The sequence below is a fragment of the Pedobacter sp. GW822-FHT03F06 genome (assembly GCF_058801365.1).
In genome coordinates, this window is sequence record NZ_JBXANE010000003.1 from 351,461 (window position 1) to 378,066 (window position 26,606).

General features: G+C 41.5%; 12 protein-coding genes. 10 read left to right on the top strand and 2 right to left on the bottom strand.

Annotated features, from left to right (window positions below):
• Window positions 1–205 precede the first annotated feature (205 nt).
• The 7 genes from AC1RJ8_RS06910 to AC1RJ8_RS06940 all read left to right on the top strand — a co-directional run bounded on the left by AC1RJ8_RS06910 (window position 206) and on the right by AC1RJ8_RS06940 (window position 15,762).
• The gene (locus tag AC1RJ8_RS06910; protein WP_492953007.1) at window positions 206–4,345 is read left to right on the top strand and encodes a hybrid sensor histidine kinase/response regulator transcription factor; all 4,140 of its coding nucleotides are present in this window, start codon (window positions 206–208) and stop codon (window positions 4,343–4,345) included.
• Between the two features lie 349 nt (window positions 4,346–4,694).
• Window positions 4,695–5,558 (top strand): AraC family transcriptional regulator, encoded by an 864-nt coding sequence (locus AC1RJ8_RS06915; RefSeq protein WP_492953006.1) that lies wholly within the window; start codon window positions 4,695–4,697, stop codon window positions 5,556–5,558.
• 178 nt (window positions 5,559–5,736) lie between these two features.
• Complete coding sequence (locus AC1RJ8_RS06920) at window positions 5,737–8,874, top strand: SusC/RagA family TonB-linked outer membrane protein (protein WP_492953005.1); 3,138 nt, start codon at window positions 5,737–5,739, stop codon at window positions 8,872–8,874.
• A gap of 10 nt (window positions 8,875–8,884) precedes the next feature.
• Window positions 8,885–10,429: a RagB/SusD family nutrient uptake outer membrane protein gene (locus tag AC1RJ8_RS06925; protein WP_492953004.1), complete on the top strand. Its 1,545-nt coding sequence runs from the start codon at window positions 8,885–8,887 to the stop codon at window positions 10,427–10,429.
• A gap of 303 nt (window positions 10,430–10,732) precedes the next feature.
• Window positions 10,733–13,009 carry a glycosyl hydrolase family 95 catalytic domain-containing protein gene (locus tag AC1RJ8_RS06930; protein ID WP_492953003.1) on the top strand — a complete coding sequence of 759 codons (2,277 nt, stop codon included), beginning with the start codon at window positions 10,733–10,735 and terminating at the stop codon, window positions 13,007–13,009.
• Between the two features lie 261 nt (window positions 13,010–13,270).
• The gene (locus tag AC1RJ8_RS06935; protein WP_492953002.1) at window positions 13,271–14,293 is read left to right on the top strand and encodes an NAD(P)-dependent oxidoreductase; all 1,023 of its coding nucleotides are present in this window, start codon (window positions 13,271–13,273) and stop codon (window positions 14,291–14,293) included.
• Complete coding sequence (locus tag AC1RJ8_RS06940) at window positions 14,278–15,762, top strand: gluconokinase (RefSeq protein ID WP_492953001.1); 1,485 nt, start codon at window positions 14,278–14,280, stop codon at window positions 15,760–15,762. The genes AC1RJ8_RS06935 and AC1RJ8_RS06940 overlap by 16 nt, the downstream gene beginning before the upstream one ends.
• Before the next feature lie 163 nt (window positions 15,763–15,925).
• Here AC1RJ8_RS06940 and AC1RJ8_RS06945 read toward each other — a convergent pair whose 3' ends face one another.
• On the bottom strand, window positions 15,926–18,382 hold the full coding sequence (locus tag AC1RJ8_RS06945; RefSeq protein ID WP_492953000.1) for a glycoside hydrolase family 2 TIM barrel-domain containing protein: 2,457 nt from the start codon (window positions 18,380–18,382) through the stop codon (window positions 15,926–15,928).
• A gap of 190 nt (window positions 18,383–18,572) precedes the next feature.
• Window positions 18,573–19,754, bottom strand: a complete 1,182-nt coding sequence (locus AC1RJ8_RS06950; RefSeq protein WP_492952999.1) for a glycoside hydrolase family 88 protein — start codon at window positions 19,752–19,754, stop codon at window positions 18,573–18,575.
• Window positions 19,755–20,746: 992 nt separating this feature from the next.
• Between AC1RJ8_RS06950 and AC1RJ8_RS06955 the strand changes: the two genes are divergently transcribed.
• The 3 genes from AC1RJ8_RS06955 (at window position 20,747) to AC1RJ8_RS06965 (ending at window position 26,594) form a co-directional block, all read left to right on the top strand.
• Window positions 20,747–20,917, top strand: a complete 171-nt coding sequence (locus AC1RJ8_RS06955; protein ID WP_492952998.1) for a hypothetical protein — start codon at window positions 20,747–20,749, stop codon at window positions 20,915–20,917.
• A 369-nt stretch (window positions 20,918–21,286) separates the two neighbouring features.
• Complete coding sequence (locus AC1RJ8_RS06960; RefSeq protein ID WP_492952997.1) at window positions 21,287–24,652, top strand: SusC/RagA family TonB-linked outer membrane protein; 3,366 nt, start codon at window positions 21,287–21,289, stop codon at window positions 24,650–24,652.
• 10 nt (window positions 24,653–24,662) lie between these two features.
• Complete coding sequence (locus AC1RJ8_RS06965) at window positions 24,663–26,594, top strand: RagB/SusD family nutrient uptake outer membrane protein (protein WP_492952996.1); 1,932 nt, start codon at window positions 24,663–24,665, stop codon at window positions 26,592–26,594.
• Window positions 26,595–26,606 lie beyond the last annotated feature (12 nt).

A 26,606-nucleotide genomic window follows, 5' to 3' on the forward strand; every position in this document is an offset into this window, starting at 1 on the left:
AGAAACTGTATTGGTAATTTTTATTACCTCTTCCAGGAATATAAAGCTTGTGTTTAGGGTTCGCATTACATTGTTAACTACATTTATACTTAACGGATATTACAAACCGGGTGTGGTTGGATTAAATTTGTGAAATGCTAATACATGTACAATTCTAAAAACATAGTCGGGATTTTACTACTGCTGAGTTAATTTTCTTTTTCTCATGAGAAGACATTATATCGAGTTTATCAAAAAAATAGGCGTTATAAGCATAATAGTGCTCTGCTTGGCATCATCCATATCCACAGCGCAGCAAACCAAGTTAAAATTCAGGCGGATTACTGTTGATAATGGGCTACCTCAAAATGTTGTGATGAGCATTTTGCAAGATAGAAAAGGCTATATGTGGTTTGGCACCTTTTCTGGGGTAACCAGATTTGACGGTATCCATTTCGAGACTTACAAAAACAACCCCAAAGACAATCACACCTTAAGCAATAACAGGGTTTTAAAAGTTTTTCAAGACCATGATGGATTTATTTGGGTCGGTACATCGGATGGCTTAAACTGTTATGATCCGTTAACCAACTCCTTCATCCGTTACCAATTTAAAGGTTTGAATGCCATCAAGAATGTCTATGATCTGGTTGAAGACGCCCGTGGCAACATCTGGGCGGGAACAGACTATGGTCTTTTTTACATTGCGGCAAAAAATAAAAAGAAGGGCTTATTTTTACCTGGGAAAATTGTAAACTCACCTATTCAGAGCCTTTATGTGGATGATAAACAGAGACTTTGGATAGGAAATAACGATAAACTGCAAATTTATGATCTTAAGAATTCAGTATTTGTAAAACTCGCTAATCACCTGCCAATTCACTCAACCCTATTTAACAGTGTCGTTCAAAGGATTGTTCAGGATCATGATCAAACCTACTGGATAGCGACGGAGAATGCGGGACTTTTTGCCTACGATGCCAAATTCGGAAGGTGCAAACAATACACCAAAAATGAGGGACTTTTGAGCAACACCGTCCGGGGTATCACCGAGGCGGGTCAAAACTTATTTTACATCGCTACTAGAGAAGGGTTAAATGTCCTGAACAAAAAAACTGGCCAACTCGGTTCATCAGTACACGATCCCAATGACGAAACATCAATTGGACATATATCGATAAGGTGCATAACCAAAGACCGGGAAAATAACATCTGGTTGGGTACATTTAATGGCGGATTGTACATCAGTTCACAACAATCTGGCAATTTCGGGCACGTTAAGGTAGGAACACGATTGGGAGCAGGTCTATCTTCCGGGATTGTGAATGCAGTTTTTCAGGATACCGATAGATCTTTTTGGGTTGGAACCGACGATGGTGCATTAAACCATTTAGACTCGAACTTCCTAGCCAATGACATCATCAATAACAACATCGATGTGGTAAGCGGAAAACCAGGAAGTATAAAAGCCATAGCACAACATCCTGATAAAAATAAATTTTGGGTCGGTACGGGCTCAGGGTTAAAAATATTCGACAAACGGCAAAAAGTATTCATTGATCTGGATATGAAGGCAAAATCGTTGAGGCCGGCCACCCTACAAAGTTTTGTTCTGTTAAAAGATAAGAAGGGCATTTGGATCGGTACTAATGTACTTGGATTATATTATTTAGACGACAAAATGATACGCTCAAGTAATGCTATTTTCAGCAGCATCGGGTTAGGAAACTTACAAAATATTACCGCACTTTTTGATGATGGGGAACATTTATGGATAGGAACAAAAGTATCTGGTCTTCATCGATTGAATAAGAAAACCCATCAGTTAAAAACCTTTACAAGCAATCCGAAGTTTGATCATACCCTCACCAATAATGCTATTTTGAGTATCTATAAAGATAAAAGTAGAAGACTATGGATTGGTACAGACGGCGGGGGACTAAATTATTTTAGCAGCACAGATGACAAATTTTATACGATTGATGAATCACTCGGGTTAGCAGATAATAGCATTCAGCAAATCTTGCAGGATAGCGCTGGACATATTTGGGTTAGTACAAATAAGGGGCTTTGCCGTATTCAGTTTAATACATTCACACTTCCTTTTTCCGTTCAAAAGATCAAAATATCCAATTATGTTGTTGCGGACGGTATTCAAAGCAATCAGTTTACCACCAGTTCACTCATCGCAAAAAATAATACCCTGATTTTTGGAGGCATCAACGGTTTAACCGTTTTCGACCCAAGCAGAATCCTTTCAAATTTGACTAAACCGCCTATTGTTCTCACCGATTTCTTAATTTTTGATAAATCGGTTGATTTCAAGGATCCGAAATCACCATTGAGACAACCTATCGATGAAACGAGCGAAATTGTGTTACCTTATGATAAAGCCTATTTCAGTATTAAATTTGCAGCTCTTAGTTATGTGAACCCGCTAAAAAACAGATTTGCTTTTACATTGAAAGGGCTGTCAAACGACCGATGGCAGTATACGCGCGAGCCAGTGGCGACTTATACCAACCTCGAGCCAGGAAATTATGTATTTACTGTTAAGGCTGCTAACAATGACGGAATCTGGAATGACACACCAAGAACATTAAGAATCGTCATATTGCCTCCATGGTATAGAACATTGTACGCATACCTATTGTATACAGCTTTGGGAATAGGTGCTATTTATGCTTTTATAAAGTACTCCAAACGTACAGCAAGGCTTCAGGCGCAGCTGGAGTATGAGCAAAAAGTACATCTCAAAGATCAGTTATTAGCGAAAGATAAGCTCAATTTCTTTATGAATGTTTCTCATGAAATCAAGACACCGCTAACCATGATTCTAGCTCCAATAGAGAGACTGATTAAAGTGAATGTAAGTAATAAGCAAGTCATCCAACAACTTAAGTTACTACAGAATAATGGAAACAGATTATTTAGACTTGTAAACCAGTTACTGGAACTGCAAAAATTCGAAACCGGAAATGTAAACTTACATGCTGGTCAACATGAGCTAATTGCTTTTTTAAACGAGCTGATCCAGGCTTTTAAAGAGCTGGCTAATCAAAAAAACATCCACCTTTCGCTACATACAAATTTGCCTAACCTATTTCTTTGGTTTGATGAGGATAAAATGGAAAAAATAATTTTTAACCTCTTATCAAATGCAATAAAATTTACCCATGAATTTGGTAAAATAGTAATTTCGGTTAAGCCGGTAGCAGCACCACAAGAAACAGAATCGATCGAGATTGCGGTCTCCGACAATGGTAGAGGAATGGATGAGAAGCAGATAGCAAACCTTTTTGATGAATTCCCTCATGATGAATCTTATTATTCGCAGACTGGGAGCACAGGCTTAGGATTGGCTTATACCAAAAAACTGGTCGAACTCCATCATGGCCAGCTTACTGTAGAAAGCCTGCCGGAAACCAAAGCTGAAACAGGCAGCACCACTTTTACTGTCATTTTGCCATTGGGCAATAGCCATTTGGGAATCAACGAAATGATAGATAATAAAAGATCAGGGCAGATGCCGGATTCGATGGTGGCAAAACATCCTGATCTAGAGGAAAAATTCCTGCTTAGAAAAGCCGCGATAATGAAAAACGAAGCCAGGAAAAAGCTGAATCTCTTAATTGTTGAAGACAATCTTGAACTGTTAATTTTTTTAAAGAGCGGTTTCGAAAAGGATTTTATTATCGATACAGCCTCAAATGGAATTGAGGGTTTAAAAATTGCTAAAAAAGTAATTCCGGACATCATTATTTCCGATATCATGATGCCAGGCATGAACGGCATTAAACTGAGCAAAATACTCAAATCAGAGGAGTCTACCAGTCATATCCCTATTATATTGTTAACAGCAAGAAGCCAACAGATTTTTCAGGCAGAGGGCCTAAACACCGGTGCAGATGATTACTTAAATAAGCCATTTAATTTTGATATCCTGGAAATCCGGGTTTGGAACCTGCTGGAAAACCGTCAAAAAATGCGTCTGAAATTTCAAAGGGCCATCATGCTTGAACCAAGACAAATACAGATTCCAGAGACAGATGAATTGTTCATCAACAGACTTATCACCTACATAGAAGAAAACGTGGATAACGTTGATTTAAGTGTTGAAGATCTGAACAAAAAATTCTCAATGAGCAGAAGTACTTTTACCAAAAAACTTAAAGCATTAACCAACCAAACCGGCGTGGAATTTATACGAAATATTAGATTAAAATATGCTGCAGCTTTGCTTTCCAGCGGAAAGTTTACCGTAAATGAAGTGGTTTTTAAAGTCGGATTTGAAGATGTGAACTATTTTCGTAAATGTTTTAAAGCTCAATTTGGCTATCCCCCTAGCCAACAGTCGCCAAAATAACATTTCCACACAAAACACTAAATTACAGTCATTTAAAAAATAAATCATTCTAAAATTCAGATAACCGAACGATTATGACATGGTATTTTGAATAAAATGCCATGAATTCTGAGCACCCCATAGGACTAAATTAGCATCAATCTGCCAACTTATAGGATAAGGCATACATGGCAAGATTTATAATTTAACAACTAACTGAATATACTATGGGTTACGTCAATTCCAGCGCTGCGCTGCTACCTTTTGCAGTATGGCAGTCATCGACTAAAATTTTCTCCGCTGCCGCAAATAATACCGGCAATTTTAGTGTAAAATCATTCATTTTCAAATCTGTTAAGTTTTATTCGAAATGAAACCACAACACCTAAAAGTCATAGCAAATCCTGCGCATTCCTTCAGTGTACGGCGGGACTATGCTCCGATCTTCGAAAATGTCTGGCATTTCCATAAAGAAATTGAGCTCATTCATTTCGAAAAAGGAAATGGTACCCAATTCGTTGGAGATAATATCAAAAAATTTAAATCAGGTGATCTTGTCATGATCGGGGCCAATCTACCCCATTTTTGGCGTTTCGACGGAGGAAAGGAGTCCACATACGATATAGATGTGATTCACTTCGATACAGATGTTTGGGGCGAAACTTTTTTAAATCTTCCTGAAAATAAATTGATCAGGGAACTAATCGACTATAGCCGATATGGTATTGAAATTATTGGAGAGGTAAAAAAGAAGGTTATTCCTTTGATAAAACACCTAAGCCATGCCCCAACGGTGCATAGGCTTACAATACTGATACAAATATTAAGTTTACTGGCCGATAGTGTTGAACATATGCAGCTATCTTCAACCCGCTTTAACTGTGGACTGCAAAGTTCGGAAAGTAAACGAATTAATGATATCTATAAGTATTCCTTTGCAAACTACAAGCAAAAGATTGCCATAGTAGACGTTGCCTCCGTAGCTAACATCAGTCCATCTTCCTTTTGCAAATATTTCAGGAATCAGACCGGAAAAACCTATTCGCAATTTTTGATAGAATACCGAATTGGTCTGGCATGCAAACTCCTTATAGAAGATAAACTGACTATTCAACAAATCTGCTATGAGAGTGGCTTCAATAACTTTGTGAGTTTCCATAAACACTTTAAAAAATTAACAAATAAAACACCCGCAGCCTATCAAAAGGAGTTTTTTTTTAAACGAAAAAACTGATTCGACAGATCATTTTTCGTGAATTACCCTTTAGCATTAAGACATTTTTATTTACTGATTGGCTGAAATCGTTAAAAATATACGAGTATAAAAAGCTGTAATTGCATTCCACAATTAACCAAATATGATATCGCTTTTTAATCTGTTTAGCAGACTGAAAAGATAAAATTCCAAATTTATGAGAGAAAGAATGTTTACTATTTTATTTAATACACCGTTATGGCTGCTAAAGTGCCTTGCATTAATATTACTGCTGGCATGCTTTTACCAGTCAGCAAAGGCCCAGGATCTAATCACCGTGAACGGAACTGTTAAAGAATCCACTGGTGTGTTACCCGGTGTAACCATTACCGTTAAGGGCACCGCTCAGGCAACCTCAACAGATGATAGCGGTAAATTCAGCATCAGGGTTACTCCAAACGCAATATTAACATTTGCGCTGATCGGGTATGCGCAGCAGGAAATAAATGTTGGCAACCGCACAAGTATCAATGTGGTGCTGAGTTCGACCCAAACTGATTTGGAGACCGTCGTAGTGGTCGGCTATGGGGTACAAAAAAAGGCTAACCTGACCGGTGCTGTTGCATCGGTTTCAGGAGCAAGCTTAAATAAGCGGATTTCAACAAACCCCACCCAGCTTTTACAAGGTCAGCTACCTGGATTATCCGTAACTCAGGCATCGGGTGAAGCAGGTGCAGAGGGCAACGTCTTAAGGGTGAGAGGGCTGGGGTCTTATGGAGCCGGAAGTGCACCGTTGATTATTATCGATGGTATACCAGGAAGCTTAACAGCTTTGAACCCCGAAAGCATCGAATCTGTAACATTGCTAAAAGATGCCGCATCGGCGGCAATTTATGGCTCCCGTGCGGCTAATGGCGTATTAATTGTAACCACTAAGCAGGGTAAAGCCGGTAAAACGCAAATTTCTTACAGTTACAACAATGGCATTACCTCGGCAACAAGATTACCGGATTTTATTTACAATTCTGCACAGTACATGCAGCTATATAACCAGGCGGCAAAAAATTCTGGAGTGGCGACACTTTATACTGATGCCCAGATTGCAAGCTACACCAATCCAAACGAAAAAGATCTATATCCAGACTATAATTGGCTTAATTTAATGCTTAGACAGGTAAATGTTCAGACGCATAATCTAAATGTATCTGGCGGAAATGAGAAAACAACCTACAATGTGGGCTTGGGCTATATTGACCAACCCGATATTATGCGTGGATTCAGTTATAAAAAGTACAATATGCAGTTCAACATGAATGCCAAAATCAACAACCGGATCACATTTGGAAATAACATCACCCTGAACTACGGACAACGAAAATTTCCATCAATAGGTACAGTTTCGCTAGCGAATTCTCTAAATGGTTCAATTAGTCAGGATATTTTTCTTTCAACATTATCTCAATCTCCATTATATGGGCCGGTGTTACCTGACGGCAGTAACCGCTATACCCATGTTGTGTATACGCTTCCAAATGGTACGATCACAAATGGCCCTTCGCCAAATAAAAATCCTTATGCAGTAACCGAAAATGCAACTGGCAGCAACAATGAATACACTTTGCAGGGAAATATATTTATAGACGTAAAAATATTAGATGGCCTGCAATGGAAAACCAGTCTAGGTGCTAACGTTGCTTTCAACAAATTGTACGCATTTAAACCTGTAATACCCCAGTATGCCTGGCTTGCCAGTCCTAATGCCATAGCGACTAGGCTACTGGATGTAGGCGGTCAGGGCCTAACAGTAGTAGACGAAAACACAGTCAACCCGGCTGGTTATTCACAATTAACCTATACAAAAAAAATAGATAAACATAATATCTACGCTTTAGCCGGTACTCAAACGGACTACCTGAAAACACAATCATTATCTGCTGCCCGTGTCAATTACCCAAATAACCAGGTTCAGGAAATCAATGCGGGGGGTACTGGTGCCCAATCCAATACAGGAACAGCAAGTGAATGGGCCCTTAATTCGTATTATGGTAGGATAGCCTATGATTATGACGGAAAATACCTGATTGAAGGAAATGCAAGGTACGATGGTTCCTCCCGTTTCAGAAACGGACGAAAATGGGGCTTCTACCCATCCGTATCACTAGGCTACCGCATTTCACAGGAGGCTTTCTTCAAACCTTTGCAAAAAGTGGTATCTGATTTGAAAATCCGCGCTTCAGTTGGAAAGCTGGGTAACCAAAATATTGGTACCTATCCATATCAGGATGTTTATACCACCGGCTTTTCTTACCCAACCATCACGGGCTTATCCGACGGCGTACGCCAGACACGCCTGGTTGATAATGATATAACCTGGGAAACCACCAGACAAACTAATATTGGTATAGATATCGGATTTTTAAAAAACAGGCTTTCCCTCACAGCGGAATACTATAACAGACTCACCACGGATATCTTGAGCGAGGCGATCATCCCATTATACATCGGCTATGATGCACCTACCATCAATAATGGCACCCTAAGAAACAGGGGGCTGGAATTCAACCTATCTTATCGGGATAAAATCGGTGAGTTAGGATATTCAATAGTGGGTACCCTTCAGGCAAATCAAAACAAATTGATAAAATACGGTACCCAGTCCATCGGCGCTACCAATATCATAAGGGAGGGACTTCCATATAACAGCTTTTATGTCTATGAATTTGAGAAAATATTCCAGTCAACAGCCGAAATCACCGCCTCTCCTACCCAGCCCTTTAGTCCTGTACCAGGTACTTTTAAATTTAAAGACATTGATGGTAATGGGGTGATCAATGAAAACGACAGAACGGTTGTCTCGGGAATGTATCCCCGGTTCGATTATTCACTGAACCTAAACTTTGATTACAAAAACTTTGACCTCTCCATCTTTTTATATGGCTCGCAGGGGCAGAAACAATATGTTAACGGTTGGGGGTTCCAACCATTTAACCAGGGCTCCGTGCCAACAACAGACTGGCTAAATGCCTGGACGCCAACTAACCCCAGCGAAACTATGCCATTGATCTACCTTACCGGATCGGGCTTGGTCAATTCAAATATTTCTACAGTGTCAACATATTATCTGCGAGACGCGTCTTTTTTGAAAATAAAAAACGTGCAACTGGGCTACTCATTGCCGGCAACTTGGGTAAAATCCATAGGAATGAGTGCCTTACGGGTATATTTTTCAGGGGAGAATTTATTTACGTTGACCAATTACCCCGGACTTGACCCAGAGCGTGTGCCAAACAATACACGTTTTCTAACACACCCACAAAATAAGGTAATCAACTTTGGAGCCAGAGTAACATTTTAATTGTATTAACATGAAAAAGATAACAACATATTTATGCATCATTCTGTTTACAACCGGTGCAACATCGTGTAAAAAAGATTTTTTACAAAAGGATCCCTTAGCACAGCTTTCTGAAAACACATTCTATAAAACTCAAGGCGATCTGGACCTGGCCTTAGCAGGCTGTTACAACTATTTGGTGCGGGGTGCAAATGCAACCAGTGTTGGCGCATCGGCTGCAGGCGTCGGCGGTGCATATGCACTTTGGGAAACGCTAACTGATAATGCTTTTACGAATAGCTCCAGCGGATTGTTAAACACGGTAACCCTTGGACAATACGAATCTACAACGGGAGGGATACTTAAGGATATGTATGATTATAGCTATGACGCCATAGCCGCCACCAACTTGCTTATTTCGAAAATCCCGGGCGTTCCATTGGCGGATGCATCCAGGAAAACATACATCGCCGAAGCGAGATTTCTAAGGGCATATCATTACTTTATATTGACGCAGTTATATGGGGATGTGGTATTGACAACCACACCTTTAGGTTTCTCTTCAGCAGATATTTCTATGAAGAGAACTGCAAAAACGATCGTGTTGGATTCGATACTCGCTGACTTGGATTATGCCGCAGCTAACTTACCAAATACGAGTTATTCCGGTCACGCGGTACGTGGTACAGCACTTGCCTACAAAGCAAAAGTGTTATTAACCAATAGCCGTTGGGCTGAGGCGGCCGCTACCGCAAAGCAGGTTATGGATGAAAAAGTTTTTACCCTGTTCGATAATTACGGTTCAATGTTCTTAAAAGCGGGTCAATCCAGCAATAATAAAGAAATTATGTTCTCTGCAAAATTTTTACCTCCTAATTTATACAGCCAACAAGATTGGCTACTATCCTTCGATGGTGCATTAGCGCTGAACCCGCTTAAATACCTGGTTGATGATTACGAATGTATCGACGGATTGCCTATCAGTAAGTCTCCACTTTATAGCGCGACAACCCCATATTTAAATCGCGACCCAAGACTGAAACAAACCGTGATCACCCCAGGTGATCTAAGAGGGCTAACACCAAATTCGGCTTTTATAACAACAGCAAACATTTCTTTTTTGACCCGCAAAGGCGTAGACCCAAGTCGTTATCCTACAGGCTACTCTACACAAAGTGACCAGGATAATATTTTGATGCGTTATGCTGATGTTCTGTTAATGTATGCAGAAGCCACCAATGAGGCAAGCGGGCCAGATGCCACTGTATATGCAGCGGTAAATATGGTTAGAACGCGTCCATCCGTTGGAATGCCAGCACTGCCAATCGCACTGAACCAAGCGGACATGCGGAAGAAAATAAGACATGAAAGAAGAGTTGAATTTGCGATGGAAGGACAGCGTTTCTTCGAGTTAAAAAGATGGAATATGGAGAAAGATGTGATCCCAACGATTGTAAATCCAAATGGATCTAAGCGAGTTTATCAGGCACGAAATATTTTGTGGCCCATTCCGAGGTCCGAGCAGGATATTGCAAAAAGCCTCGGCAACAATGATTTTCAAAATGCCGGCTATTAAATTTAGCGTAGGCACTGACACACCTATTTTGTGTTTATTAATTCAGTCTTTCACTTGATCTACCTCAATAACACGAGTCAAAATCCGTCAAATAGATATGGCATCAAGAAAGTGCAACTTTAGCATCACTATTGCGACGATTTTACCCGTGTTTTTACGGTTTGGTTTTTAAGCATGTAAGTCACTCACGCATATGAAGGAACAATGCAGCGGCGGCGCGGAGCTATTAACGGATAACCAGCTTAGAAAAAGAAATCCAAACGCCCATGGTTTTTGAGTTTTTAGCCGACAGTTTTAATTTTTATGAACCTCAAGACAAACTTTTTAATTATTCTTTCCTTTTTTATCATCACCCAAACATTGCATGCACAGAATATTATCTGGCCAGATTTTATGCAGAAACAAGAACTGAGGTGGAATGCAATGGGCAAAAATTACTATCAGGGCCTAATTCTGGGAAACGGCCTATTGGGCCTCAATATATATGCGCTGGAAGCAAATGTGATCAGATTTAATATAGGCAGGACAGATGTTGTGGAAAACCGTACAACACTATATCCCAACATAAATAAGCTTTACACGCAGGCACGCCTTCCGATCGGCTATTTTAAACTTGAAACAAAAGGAACAATAACTTCTGCTGTAGCACATCTAGATATCTATAATGCCATTGCCAGAGGCAAAATAATAACTACCCTAGGCGAAATCAAATTTAGTGCCTACGTGTCTGCATTAAGCGAAGTGATGGAAATAAAACTCCAGAACACCGGAGGGGAAAAAACATCTGGATTAAATTTCGTTCCCGAAATCAGTGCTAGTCCAAGGCTGGCGTTCAACATGCCAGATAAGCCGATAGTTTATAAACCTAATCCTCCAGTAATAAAAAGCTCAAATAATGGTCATACGATATTTCATCAGCTTTTGTTAAACGGTGGCGGATATGCTACGGCATTTAGTTCTGAGAAGGCAAATGGAACTGAAAAAATCAGGATCAGCATTGGTTATGATGGAAATAACCAACTGGATGAAATTAAATGGGCCGAAAGCATGCTAAACCAGTTTGCAAAAAACACTGACACTGAAAATTTTAACCACCATAAGATCTGGTGGAACAGTTACTATAAAAAAAGTTTCGTTTCATTGCCCGACAAAAGGATGGAGAGTTTCTACTGGGCCCAACTGTATAAAATAGCTTGTCTTACACGGGCAAACAAACCCATGATAGATTTAATGGGTCCCTGGACAAGTGCAACACCATGGCCCGCAATTTGGTGGAACCTAAACGTTCAGCTAACCTATGCCCCAATAGCTGTCATTAACCACACTGAATTTTATAAACCGTTATTAAACACTTTGGCTGCTAACAGTGCGGAACTGAAATCCAATGTTCCTGCACAATGGCAGTACAATTCAGCCTTTATAGGGCGGAGCTCTTCTTATAGTTTAAGGAGCAGGGTTTCAAATGAAGACATTGTATCTGGAAAATTTGAGGCTGCGAACTTAACATGGGCAATGTACTATTGTTACCAATACTACTTATACAGCCATGACGAAACAACATTAAGAGCAACAATTTTCCCATTACTCAAGCGCTCTACCAACTTCCTGATTCATTTACTTGAGAAAGACAAAAACGGAATTTATCATTTCCCGGTATCTGTCTCCCCTGAATACAATCAAAATGCAGCAGATGCAAATTACGTGATCGCGTCATTAAAATGGGCGTTAAAAACCCTTCCCGAAATCAACAAACGGTTCAGACTTAACGACCCCGACCAATCCAAATGGCTGGAAGTCAATTCAAAACTAACAGACTACCCCAAAGACTCTACCGGATTTCTGATTGGTAAAAACCTCCCACTGGAAAAATCGCATAGACACTATTCCCATTTATTAATGATCTACCCCTATCACCTGATCAACTGGGAAAATAAAACCGACAAACCAGTTATCGAAAAATCCTTAAGTCACTGGATTTCATTAAAGGGAGCCCTCCAAGGCTACACTTTTACAGGAGCGGCATCAATTTACGCTACCATGGGGCGGGGCGATTCCGCAATTAATATGCTGAATCAATTGTTTGATAAATACATTAAGGATAATACCCTGTACCAGGAGTCCGGTCCGGTAATTGAAACACCCTTATCAGCTGTATCTTCGATAACCGAACTTCTGCTGCAGTCATGGGGGAATAAAATAAGAATATTTCCTGCAGTACCTTCAAGCTGGCATAACCTGTCATTCCAGGACCTTCTGGCAGAAGGCGCCTTTGAGGTTTCAGCAAAATATGAAAACAATAAAACGACCTATATAAAAATTAAAAGCAATAGTGGTGGAATTTGTACTGTTCAAACCGATATGAAGCCATATGCGATTTTAAATGCATCAGGCGCCAAAAGGAAATTCAGCAGCGAAGTATTTGAACATAAACAGCTCATTAAGTTCAGTACAGAGCCAGGTGAAATAATAGAATTCACCAATTCAAAAGAGGTTGACAAAGCTATTCTACCTGTACCTTATGAATACAACACTGATTGGTACTGGGGAGTAAAGGCACAAACACGAAAAGGAAAACAGTAGCATTAACTGTTTCTTCGACACCTGTTTTGCCTGTAAAACTAGTGGGCAACCTATAAAATGGAGGGTCACCGACGATGACCTGCCTCCATTTTATAGGTTAATACCAAAATATTAAGCATGTTTTTTTGATTAAAAACCTAGCATCTATAACAAAACTAGGACTAACGAATTAATTTACCCCAAGCGTACAACAAACTACCATTTTCGTTTAGTTTTCGCTTCGATAATACCACTAATATTGTTCTTGCAACAGATAATAATATGCGTAGACCAATCATTTCAATAGTCAATTCGAGCACCTTTGGAAAACACTTTTCAAAACACCTCGAAATCCTCGAAACTTTTGCAGAAATCAGGCACTTAAGCGTACCTGCTGATATTGACCCTCAAGAACTTGCTTTCAAACTCAGTGGCAGTAACGGCATCATTGCCAGCGTAACACCGAAGTTCCCAAGAGAAACTCTGGAGCGATGCGGACAGCTGGTACTGTTGGTACGCCATGGGATCGGCTGCGATAACGTCGATCTCCGGGCAGCGTCAGAATTGGGCATTATGGTATCAAGGGTTAAAGGATTGGTAGAAAAAGAAGCCGTTGCCGAATATGCAGTTTCGCTACTATTAGCCGTCACCCGGAAAATACCATTGGGCGTACATGCCATAAAGGAGGATAACTGGGCAGCCCGCTCGGGCATGATCGGCATGGAGATAAAAGGCAAAACCATTGGCATTATCGGATTGGGCAATATAGGATCAAGATCTGCTGAGATCCTTTCCAAAGGCTTTGGAGCAAAGATTATCGCTACAGATCCATATATAGAAAAATCCAGATTTGCCCAGTTTGATGCAAACGAAGTGAACCTGGAAGAGCTTCTTCAACAGTCAGACATCATACTCTTCCATTGCCCGCTTAACCGTGAGACAAATAGGATGATTTCAAAAAAGCAATTTTCGAAAATGAAACACGGTGCGGTACTGGTTAATACCTGCCGCGGCGAACTGCTGGATGAGGAAGCGTTATATGTTGCATTAAACGATGGCAAACTGGGTGCCTATGCTACCGATGTTGTAGAAGGGGAACCGATTGACGGGAGCCACAGACTGGCCAGACTCAATAATGTACTTATTACGCCCCATCTGGGTGGCTACAGCTGGGAATCTTTGTCGGGAATGGGAGAAACCTGCGTGAATGATTCGATTGCGGTCTTTCAGCAGAGCGGTATCCCAGGCGAACTGGCAAATCCAGAAGTTTTGAAAACTAAAACCAGGAAATGGCACTCGCTTTAACGATCGATCTCGGCACAACCAATCTGAAAGTCGGACTGGTTTCAGAAAAAGGAGAAGTTATCTACTCCATTTCGCGAGGGATACCAACAATAAAAAAAATAAATGGCGAGCTCGCACATCATCCCGAAAAACTAAAATCCCTGCTCCTTAAACTTTGCAAAACCATGGTTACAAAAAACATGGACAGAGAGATAAGGTATATAGTACCGTCCACCTATCAGTTCGGCTTAATGCTGCTTGACGATAAAAAAAAGCCGCTGACGGGCTTAACATTACTCACCGATATCAGGGCACAGCGCACTTTTGAAGCATTTAAAAAAGAATACGCAGATTTTGATATTTACGCCAGGACAGGTTGCCCCCTGCTGACCAACTACACCCTTCCGCGACTATTTTATCTTTCAAGAAATGAAACAGATATCTTTGATAAGGCAAAATACTTTATTGATAGCAAAGCTTTTTTATTTGAGTGGTTGACTGGCGAACTTGTTACCGACATCAGTACAGCGGCTGCAAGCCAGCATTTTAATATAAACAGTTATAGCTGGGATGTGCAGTTATTGTCAAAGATAGGTATCAGCCTGGCCCAACTTCCTGCCATTGAAGATGGCACCAGCTATACAGCTCTGCTCAAAGAGGAACTTCAGATTACCCTTGGATTAAAAAAAAACATCAAGGTTCTACTGGGCGTATACGATGGTGCAGCACTCGCCATTGGTTTAGGTGCACTTAAATCTCAAACTGGTGTTATAAATATTGGTACCTCTGCAATGCTGCGGGTAGTTGGGGATTATGCTGCCTTCGATAATAATGCCAATAAACGCATACAACCTTATGCATTGACCAAAAAAATATTTCTAAATGGAGGGGCATTGAATAACGCAGCTTTACCGCTAAACTGGCTGAGGGAAAGTTTGTTTGACGTAGATCTGAACTCACCAGAAATTCTGCAGCCACAAAGTACTTCTCCGTTAATCTGCCTGCCATACTTAACAGGTGAAAGAGATTCGGCTTATGGTTCGTATGCGTCTTGTGTTTTTTTCGGGCTCAGGCAGTATCACAACAAAACTGACCTGGCCCGCGCAGTAATGGAAGGCGTTGCCTATTCGCTAAGGTACATTTATGAAGCACTTACAGAAAACAGTTTACAGATAGACGAACTTTATATGGGTGGGGGCGGCACGCAAATCAGCGTTTGGCCACAAATATTTGCCAATATTATCGGCCTTCCGATAAATATATCCCCCATTGAGCATATTGCACTGGTCGGAAATGCGATGCTCGCTTTTTCTGCTGAGAATAAAAGTGTCAATCCTTCAGTTAGAGAACTGGTTCTTGAAAATCAAGCCGTCCGGATTATACCAGATAGTGCCACGGCACAGCATTATGATAAAAATTATGCATTTTTTAAAAAACTCAGGGAAAAACTTGGGCCGCTATATAAAGAACATATCGAATTAAGCATTTAACCTACATTTCGGCACCGTGCAGATTTGTACTCAAATCTGCTCCAGGCAGAACAGTTACCGGTGAATAAGACAAAATGACGACATAGTCCAGGGGATAAAAACGAGCACAATAAGTGTTATTTTTTCAATCCTGAACATGAACAAACTGATCTTCTTCCGGAATCTAAATGCCCATAACAATCGTTTTCAATCCTTCGGCACTCACTGATACGGCACTTTGCCCTTTGTTTAATTTTACCTTAACAATAGCTCTGCCATTATAGGCCTGCACTTTGCGAGAGCCCGACGAAGTTCCTTGGTTATCTACTAATTTACCATCACCAGTTAACCCAAAAGTTATCCAATTTATGGCATCCAGGCACTGCACGCCCTTATCATCGAAAAGCTTTACCTCAACAGTAGCCACATCACCCTGCTGATCAATTTTCTTCAACTCCATCTTCGCCGGTTTGGTCCATTTTTCGGTCTGGTAAGTAAATTTAATTTCGTCTTTTATGGCCTCATTTCCTTTTTTGGCGATTACTTTAACCGTATTTTCGCCTTTTATAAAAGGGAGGTTCCAGCGCAGGCCTGCAGCAGGATAATCCTGACTGTTGCGTTTTTTGCTACCAAAACTTTTACCGTTTAGGAAAATTTCGGCTTCGCTACAGTTCGAGTATACTTTAACCATTTTCTCTTCACCTTCATCTCCCCATCGTACCGGCCAGGTATGGCCGTAGATGTGTACCATCGGTTTCTCTGTCCAATAGGATTGAAAAACATAATAGGCTTCTTTTTTGGTGAAATCGCGTTCCAATACCCCTTTCTGGTTCACGTAGGGCACAGGATTATCCGGACGTACAGGGGTAGAGAAATCTTTAAAAGGCCAGTAGGCGGTCCCACTTAACCAGGGCATGCTTTCCTGTTCCTTTAAGTGCCAATCAATTAAGTTCGTGATGTACGATTCGCTCCAGTCACCATCTTTCGAAATCCTGGCTGCGCCGCCATATAAAGAGGCATCACCAGCTCTTTCGTCGGCACTGCCTCCGGTTTTAATCTTACTCAGGGCCCTATCCGGGTTTTCAGAATGGCGTAAGGCGTGACTGTCACCTCCCCATTCTACATGTAAAAACCGTTTGACCTTCGCAAACTCATCTTCCGAAGCTTTTTTATAATCGGTGTAGGCACCACGGTACCAACCTGCCCAGATGGAGGGCGAATACACATCTACAATATCGCTGCAGAAATCGCAACGGCGGATGGCGGTATAACGCGATTGATCTAGCTGGTGGGAAAGGTCATTCAGTTCCTTCATAAAAGCCCTGATTTTTTCTTTGTCAAATTCTGGAAAATCGCCTGGCCAATCATTTTCGTTGCCCAGGCCCCAAATGATAATAGCCGGATGGTTATAATGCTGTTCAATCATACTGGTGAGCATCCTCTTGGCCTGTTGTTTGTAAATATCGCCGCCTAAACCGCCACGGCACCAGGGAATTTCTTCCCATACCAAAATACCCAGACTATCACAAAGGTTTAATACAATGCGTGATTGCTGGTAGTGGCCCAAACGTATAAAATTAACGCCCATATCTTTCATCATCTTTATTTCCTGCCGGATCATCCCTTCAGTCATGGCTGCTGACACCCCTGCATGATCTTCATGGCGATGCGTGCCGCGCAGCAATAAACGTTTTCCGTTCAACTTAAAAGGCCCTTTCTCTACAAATTCGATATGACGGAAACCGATTTTCTCTTCTCCCTTGTAATTGCCTGCTGAGGCGGTTACTTCATATTGCAATTTGTATTGTGACGGTTTATCGGCACTCCATAAAACTGGCTTTTTAATTTCAATATCCCAGAGTTGCAAATCATTTGAAATTTCTATTTTTTTATCCGCCTCGTTCACAATTTTCCCGTTTGGAGCAACCAATTTTAATTTAACATTTGCGTCTGCCACATGATCGGGATTATAAAATCTGGCCTTAACACTTAATTTACCTAAATCACCCTGTACATCTACTTCTGCTTTGGCAAACATTTTATCAATCGAAAGTGACGGTGTATAAACCAGGTTGAGATAGCGGTAGATACCGCCATAAATATTAAAATCAGATAGATTGGAAGGAATCATTTCGAGGTCCCTTGAATTATCGGTCTTCACAGCGACAGGAACCTGACCTTTAAACTGCTTTTGATAAACATCGGTCTTTTTAAAAGCAGCGACCGCATCAGTAATGTCAACCATCCATTCGTCATAACCGCCAATATGTGTACCCACTTTGGTGGTATATACATAAACTTCTGTTTTTTGCCCTGCACCTTCAAAATGCAGGATCGTTCTGCCGTTTGGATAAGGATTTGAGAGGTTTAGTTGTGTACGATACCAAGCCGGTCCCTGGTAATAGTTTACATCAGGATCGACCGCATCCTCTGCATTTACGCAATGTGGCAAACTTACTTTCTGCCAAAGGGGTACCGCTTCCGGACTGCCTATACTAACGGGGCGGACGGCTTCCCAGATCCCTCCTAAATCCCCCTTTAAAAACTCCCAATTGTTAATTAATCTGACATTTTGTTGCGCTTTAAGATGAAGGCTAAAGCATAGCAATAAACCGAGAATGAATTTTATATTACACCACATGTGATCATCATAAGAAAGAAAATAATCGAATTTAGCTTGTAGAACGAATAACAAATTGAATAATGCATGTCAATTTTATTCCTTACAGATGAGTATCCCAATATTAGCAAACATACCATAGCCGAGGCTTAAAAAATAACTAAAGTGTCATTCACACAGCGAAGGCGAGATACCCAAATATTACCTTTAGCTACAAATACCACCTTTTGTATCGGGCCAGCGCCTCCAGATAATAGTAATCGGCATAGGTCAAAGGAACATCAACTTCTGATCCCGATGGTGCAGATCCCGTACTGTGTAAAAGCAGAAAGCCACCGTTTTCATTGGGTTTTGCAGTATATTGCGGAGAAGAAAGGCTTACAATCATCTGAACTGCCTGATCAATATAGTAAGTCCTTTCATTGCCCTTACTATATTGGCCTAGCTCCAACAGTGCAGAAGCGATGATCGACGCCGCAGAAGCATCACGATAAGTATCCGGAATATTCTCAGCATCGAAATCCCAATACGGAACCTTATCAGATGGCATCGCGGGATGGCTTAAAATAAAGTTGGCAATATTCCTTGCAAGGTTTAGATATTTTTTATCCTTTGTGAAGCGGTACATCATCGTGAAACCATAAAGTGCCCAGCCCTGCCCTCGGCTCCAAGCTGAACTGTCTGCGGCGCCTTGCCATGTTGCTTTTCGGATTACCCGGCCAGTGGCCATATCATAATCGACGACATGGTAAGAACTGAAGTCTTCCCTAAAATGGTTTTCCATCGTCCGGTCAGCGTGGTTAATTGCAATCCTCGCAAATTCAGCATTCCCCCCATTCGCACTTACCCAGAGTAAAAGCTCAAGATTCATCATGTTGTCAATAATTACAGGCCCCTTCCAGATCTTATTGGCATTCCACGACTGGATGACTTTTGCATTGGGCCGGTAGCGCGTTGATAGTGATTGCGCAGCAGTATCGATCGTTGGTTTATATTTTTTATTACGAGTAATTCTGTAAGCATTACCAAAACTGGAAAACATCATAAATCCCAGATCATGATTGCCGGTATAGTGTTTTTCTTTTTCCAATACGGTGAGCCTTCTTTCTGCCTCAGCTAAAATTACCGTGTCATGTGTATACTCATAAATATACATCAACGATCCAGGGAAAAAGCCGCTGCACCACCACTGCAAACTACTGGTTTCTGATTTGCCCGTATTGAAGTAATATGTTTTTGGCATCCTGTCAATTGGCGTATTTTTCGCAAGCAACTTATATTGTTCGGCCGCCAGTTTAAACTGCCTATCGATAAGGGCAGCCATCGACTCAGGCTTATGAGCAGAACATACAAAACAGAGAAAAAATAGAGAGAAGAAAGAAATCAGTTTCATTTTTATCAGATCATTAAATTTATGGCATTGCTAGCTAAAGCTTGTAAAGAGCTGTAACTAAAAAAATTATTCCCAGATTTACCTTGCCCGTTCAAGGAAAATATTACGCTTCATATGGCATACTTAATACTTATCCCCTAGCTATTACCCAATATAACTGGGTTTGGCTCACGCTTGATGACGGAAGTTTTTATAAATCAATCATTGCAGGCCGAAGCCCAAAAATCTTAGCGCTAATCAAGGTTCTGAGAAACATACTGCAAATTAATTGATTCTTTTAATATAAGGTTTAAACAAAAACATCCAATATATAAAGGAGTATAGCAAAATAAGCACACGGCCAGGATAAGGGTACAGCAGAGCGTGACCACTATCCTGTACAAAATTGCCGATCTTGTTAACTGCGGGAGTTATGATGGTATCTGAAGTAAAATCCATCTTAGCACCCCCTCAGATAGCGGCATGGCTAATCCGATTTTTGTGGTGAAATAGTTAGGCAATGCAAACTGTATCATATATATGGCTTACGAATATTTATCTTGTAACATTTCGTTAGATAAAGGGTTACACCTGTTGGCCTACCCCCTATTCTTTTCCAAGCACATCTAAGCTGTCAGATTATTTTAGGCCAAATAGTTCTCAGGCTTTAAATGTTCAGGTTCATTTTTTGAAAAACACAGGTGGGATAATAAAGGGCTCCCCATTTTGACACCCCACACTTCAAATGCATGGCAGACCACTAACCCACCATCTCCTCCGCTCGTGCACGCCATCCCAAAACCTCTTTTGAAGTAAGATCTTGCTCATTGCATTTACTCATTGGCTTTTCTCCTTTAAGTGAGCAATATCCAGACATTTTAAATTTGGAATGCCAACTAACCAAATTGATCCGATACCATTGTAGGTGGGCCAAAACCAATGGCGGATAATAATTATGATTTACAATAACCGTTGTGAAAACCAGATTGGGTAAAATAATAAAAATAGACAAAATGAAAGGAAAAGGCGTGATCCTGGATAGTAATCAACAGAAAATCAGCTTTATACTACCTTCAAACATAGCTAATTTACAATGCTTTGCGCAGGTTTCTTTTGAAATTATCCTTACACAAGAAGGACTTATGGCTGTGAACGTTGAGCTTGAGCGGCAACAAAAAAAATAAATGGAAAATTCTGACCCTCACGCTGACGTTAAAAAGTTGGAAGCGATGAACGGGCAAGGTATCTGAGGGCCTGCAGAATGAACATAACCTGACTTCGCCAAACATGAAAGACGGATCATTAACCCGGCGCTGTCCTACAACAAAGCGCGATTTATTGGAGCAGGGCGAGAGCAAAATATTCGTAATAAACAATTTCTATTGAGGCAACCGGATTACAATGGTAGCAGCGTCATGCGTCTTGCTTTGAAAAGAAAACAATTAAACAATCAGATAAACGACCAACTAACATTTATGAAATCAACATTACAAACAAAAACCAGGGCTTCCTGCTGTTACAGACATAGGGCCGTATTTATTTTGGCAATAATAATGTCGCTATTATTTTCTGCTCAGATTAGCGCACAAACCATTACTTTTTCGAAAAAGCAGTCTACATTAGCAGCCGTTTTCAGTGAAATTACCAAGCAGACTGGTTACGTAGTGGTTTGCGATAGCAGTTTAATCAGTTCTGCACGGCCGATCGACCTTGAACTCAAGGGCGCTGACTTTGCTTCAGTAATCGACAAGCTATTCCCCCAAAAAAATGTTACCTGGACCCTATCCGACAAAAGGTTATTGATAAAAGCATCGGTAACAGCGCCTAAGCTTACAAGTTCAGCTGGTTCAAATGATATCCAGATCATCGGAATTGTTAAAGATAACCAGGGCCAAATCCTACCAGGTGTATCAGTTAACCTCAAGGGCAGATCAACTGTAGGCACATCTACAGACTTGAACGGACGATATGTACTGAGTGTTCCGAAAAACTCTGTACTCATCTTTTCAATGGTAAGCTACCTAAAAAAAGAAGTACAGGTCGGAACAAAACGTGTAATTGATGTTATATTACTGGAAGACAAAAACGAGCTAGAAGAGGTGGTAGTTACAGCTTTTGGAAACATCCAGAAGAAAACAGATGTAATTGGCTCAATCAGTTCAATATCACCAAAAGATCTAAAAATTCCTTCAAGCAACCTGACCACAGCACTGCAGGGGCGCATTGCTGGAATTGTATCCTTTCAGCGCAGCGGCGAACCAGGCCGTGACAATGCAGACTTCTTTATCCGGGGGCTGGGTACTTTTGGTGTAAATCAAACTCCCCTCATCCTGATTGACAACATGGAGGTAACTACCGACCAGCTCGCAAGATTACCACCGGATGACATTGCATCATTTTCGATCTTGAAAGACGCTACCGCGACAGCCGTGTATGGCTCCAGAGGAGCAAATGGAATAGTCTTGGTCACTACGAAGTTGGGGGTTGAAGGACCTCCGAAAATAAGTGCAAGGGTTGAAACCAGAATTTCAGTCCCCACTGAGAAAATAAGGACTGCAGATCCGGTCACCTTTATGAAGATGAACAATGAGGCAGTACAAACGCGGGACCCTTTGGCAATCCAACCTTATTCTGAAGAGAAGATTGCACTGACCTCCAACGGTACAAATCCAATACTGTACCCGGCAATTAATTGGCTTGATATGGTAACAGAGAACCATGCCAGCACCCAAAATTACAGCCTTAGTGTATCCGGAGGAAGTAAACTGGTGAGCTACGCTGTAAGTGGGAGTTTAACAGATGACAATGGCCTTTTAAAAGTCAATCCTATTAATAACTTCAATAGCAATGTAGATTTCAAGACCTACAATATTCGCAGTAATATTAATCTTAACCTTACCAAGACCACCCAGCTGATGGTAAGGACAATTGGAAATCTGCAAATTTATAACGGCCCACCAGTTACAGGTTCTCAAGCCTATACCCTCGCCCTCAATGCTAGCCCGGTATTGTTTCAGCCGGTCTACCAACCTGGTCCAGAGCAGTCTTATATCCGCCATCCACTCTTTGGAGGCTTTGGAACTGGTAACTATGCAAATCCATATGCTGCAATAGTGAGGGGCTATCAGCAGCGGAATACAAATAACCTTCAGATCCAAATTGAAGGCCGACAGGACCTCTCCAGTATCCTTTCGGAGGGTTTCAGCTACCGGCTGTTAACAAACATCACCCGGGCATCGGAGTATCAGGTTATCCGGCAATATTCTCCATATTTTTATCAACCTGTGGTGAATAGTGTTACGGGTGCGATAACCTATACAAACTTAAATCCATCAGGAAACCTAGCCGGAACCGAAACACTTGATTTCTCGGTAAACGGCCGGGGGTTGAATGCGATATTTTATATGGAAAATGCTTTGAATTATCAGCGGGTATTTGCCGAAAAACATGCCGTTACAGCAATGGTCATTAATACCATCCGCAACAGGCTCACCCAGCCTACCGGAGATGATGGCAACCTGACCGTTACCAGTACATTACCTTTCAGGAATGTCAGTTATTCGGGCAGCTTTACCTACGCATATGATTCGAAATATCATATTCAGTTTGCATTTGGTTATAACGGTTCGGAAAGGTTTGACAAGAAAGCAAGGTGGGGATTCTTTCCGTCTGCCGGTATTGCCTGGACAATCAGTAATGAAAGCTTCCTGAAACCCTTACAAAAAATTGTAAGCAACCTGCGCCTGAGGGCAACCCATGGCCTGGTCGGAAATGATGTCATCTCCAATACACGCTTTTTTTATCTCTCAGATGTAAACCTAAACGATGCGGCGAGAGCTTATTCTTTCGGCATCCCCGGCGCACTCACCACCACAAATGGTATATCCATAAACAGATATGCTAATCCCGAGGTAAGATGGGAAGTCTCGAGGCAGACAAATTTAGGGCTGGACCTAGGCCTTTTTAACAATGCCTTTAACCTGACTGCAGAACTCTACAGGCAGGACCGTAATGATATTGTCCAGGAGCGTGCCAACGTACCCGATGCGCTCGGGTTTTCCAATACGCCACTTGCTAATCTGGGCGGATATCGTTCCGAGGGAATAGATATAGAATCTACCTGTAATTATAATATTAACCGTAGCCTATGGATTCAGGGAAGAGCAACGGTCACCTTTTCTCAAGGCAGGTATACAAAATATGAAGAAGCCAATTATAAATATCCATATCAGACCAGAATAGGAACAGCAGCATCTACAGTGAGAGGTTATATAGCAGAAAGATTATTTGCCGATGATGAAGAAGTGTTTAACAGTCCCAGCCAGAGTGCTCTAGGAGGCGTAGCACGGGGAGGCGACATCAAATACCTTGATGCGAATAACGATGGCATCATCAATTCCGATGATACCATGCCCATCGGCCTTCCGCAGACACCCGGGCTCAACTATGGTTTCGGATTATCAACCGGATACAAAAGATTCGATTTTTCTTTTTTCTTCTCGGGCGTTGGAGCTACATCACTGTTTATCCAGCCGTCAGACATTGCACCTTTCGGTAGCGCGAACGCGCCACGGGCAGTACTCCGAACAGTCGCCGATAGTTATTGGAGCGAGGATAACCAAAACCTATATGCCTTCTGGCCACGTTTAAGTGCAAGCCCATTCGGCAATAACACACAACCCAGTACCTACTGGATGAGGAACGGCTCGTTTTTACGGCTAAAACAGGTTGAACTAGGTTTTAAACTCGGGGAAAAATTTATCAAACGCATTCACCTTCGTGGCCTCAGATTTTACGCAAGTGCAACTAACCTTTTTGTTTTCACCTCATTTAAGGAATGGGATCCAGAGATGGGGAATAATGGGCTTGCTTATCCATTGCAAAAAGTTTTCAATGCCGGCATGTTACTCAATCTTTAAAAGCAATCCAATGAACAAGAAAATCATATTCATCGCAATGATCTTTATCATCAGCACATTGACGTCCTGTAAAAAATTCATCGATATTATACCCGATAATACCCCACAGCTCAGCAACGCTTTCTCTATGCGCACAATGGCCCTGCGCTACCTGAACACCTGCTATAGCAGAATGCCTGCGAACGGGAGTTTTTCTGCAAATCCAGCCTATTTATCAGGTGATGAGCTTTGGCTCAATTCCACTACAAATTTTACGCAAACCGAATATCCCAACTGGTATATTGCTCTTGGAAACCAGAATTCAGATGCTCCATTGAACAACTACTGGAACGGGACGAAGGGTGCAAAAGATCTCTGGGACGGGATCAGGGATTGCAATATTTTCCTGGAAAATATACAGTCTGTGCCAGACATGGATGCTTTTGAAAAAAATCGATGGGCAGCAGAGGTCACCTTTTTAAAAGCCTATTATCATTATTATCTAATGAGGATGTATGGCCCCATCCATATTATGGATACGAATGTAGAATCCTATGCCCAATCATCAGCAACGCAGCTCGAACGTAAGCCAGTCGACGAATGCACTTCCTACATCATCAGTCTGATTGATAAATCAATTGTCAATCTGCCAGACGACATTACCGAGGTGACAACCGAAAATGGTCGGATTAGTAAAGTTATAGCCTATGCCATAAAAGCTGAAATCATGGTTACTGCCGCAAGCCCTCTCTTTAATGGCAACCAAGACTATCCTAACTTTAAAAACAAAGCGGGGGAACACTTTATCAACAACATTTATAGTGAAAAAAAATGGAGCGACGCAGCGAACGCCTGTAAAGAGGCGGTGTCATTTGCAGAATCTAAGGGGAGACGTCTCTTTTCCTGGTCCCCCCTTACCACGATGACGACAGCTCCACAGCAATCTACACGAAATCAAATGAGTTATAGGGAAGCAATAACAGAACGCCAGGGTAATACGGAGCAGATCTGGGTGAACAACGGATCCAGAGCTGATAAGGCGTTTCAGGCCTTAGCCACACCTCGGAGCTACGATCCTGCATTTGCGACCAATACCTCATTGATCGGTTCGATCAGCGCAACAATTAATATGGCTTTATTATTTTACAGTAAAAACGGCGTGCCTATAGAGGAAGACCCTAGTTATGATTATGCTGGAAGATTCGCTTTGCGCAACGTGCCTAATGGAAACTCACCTTATTTCTACAATCTCATACCTGGATACACAACTGTAGGTCTCCATTTTGACCGTGAAGACCGCTTCTATGCATCGCTTTCTTTTGATGGTGGACGGTATTTCATGAGCAGCCAAACCAACGACAATCTCGCCTTCAGTACCAACTATAAGGTTGGTGGAAACGTAGGGATACAAAATCCTACAGACTATTGTGCCACCGGGTATACACCAAAAAAGCTGGTCAGCTACCGAAACGTTTCAGGAGCTTCAAATGCTTATACTGTTTACGAATACGCTGCACCAATAATACGCCTTGCAGACCTATACCTGCTCTACGCCGAGGCACTTAACGAAAGTTCTGGACCAAGCGCGGAGGTTTACAAGTATTTAGACCTGGTTAGAGCAAGAGCAGGATTGAAGGGGGTACAGGAATCATGGGCCGCATTTTCCAGTAGCCCAGCAAAACCAAGCAGTAAATCTGGACTGAGGGAGATTATCCAACGCGAACGCGGAATAGAATTAATGTTTGAAGGTAAACGTTTCTGGGATCTGCGGCGCTGGAAAACTGCGACCAGTGTGCTGAACACAAACATTACGGGCTGGAGCATACGTGAGACCAATCCAGAGCAGTATTACCGGCAACAGACACTCTATAGCCGGAAGTTCGGTACGAGAGATTACCTGTGGCCTCTGGAAATTAACGAATTGAGAAGGAATGCCAATCTGAGCCAAAATCCAGAATGGTAATCTATGAAATTA

Excerpts from the sequence above, each read along its gene's own strand:
- AC1RJ8_RS06950 (WP_492952999.1), bottom strand. The coding sequence starts at position 19,754 with ATGAAACTGATTTCTTTCTTCTCTCTATTTTTTCTCTGTTTTGTATGT.
- AC1RJ8_RS06955 (WP_492952998.1), top strand. The coding sequence starts at position 20,747 with ATGAAAGGAAAAGGCGTGATCCTGGATAGTAATCAACAGAAAATCAGC.
- AC1RJ8_RS06935 (WP_492953002.1), top strand. The coding sequence starts at position 13,271 with ATGCGTAGACCAATCATTTCAATAGTCAATTCGAGCACCTTTGGAAAA.
- AC1RJ8_RS06915 (WP_492953006.1), top strand. The coding sequence starts at position 4,695 with ATGAAACCACAACACCTAAAAGTCATAGCAAATCCTGCGCATTCCTTC.
- AC1RJ8_RS06920 (WP_492953005.1), top strand. The coding sequence starts at position 5,737 with ATGAGAGAAAGAATGTTTACTATTTTATTTAATACACCGTTATGGCTG.
- AC1RJ8_RS06960 (WP_492952997.1), top strand. The coding sequence starts at position 21,287 with ATGTCGCTATTATTTTCTGCTCAGATTAGCGCACAAACCATTACTTTT.
- AC1RJ8_RS06930 (WP_492953003.1), top strand. The coding sequence starts at position 10,733 with ATGAACCTCAAGACAAACTTTTTAATTATTCTTTCCTTTTTTATCATC.
- AC1RJ8_RS06945 (WP_492953000.1), bottom strand. The coding sequence starts at position 18,382 with ATGTGGTGTAATATAAAATTCATTCTCGGTTTATTGCTATGCTTTAGC.
- AC1RJ8_RS06925 (WP_492953004.1), top strand. The coding sequence starts at position 8,885 with ATGAAAAAGATAACAACATATTTATGCATCATTCTGTTTACAACCGGT.
- AC1RJ8_RS06965 (WP_492952996.1), top strand. The coding sequence starts at position 24,663 with ATGAACAAGAAAATCATATTCATCGCAATGATCTTTATCATCAGCACA.
- AC1RJ8_RS06940 (WP_492953001.1), top strand. The coding sequence starts at position 14,278 with ATGGCACTCGCTTTAACGATCGATCTCGGCACAACCAATCTGAAAGTC.
- AC1RJ8_RS06910 (WP_492953007.1), top strand. The coding sequence starts at position 206 with ATGAGAAGACATTATATCGAGTTTATCAAAAAAATAGGCGTTATAAGC.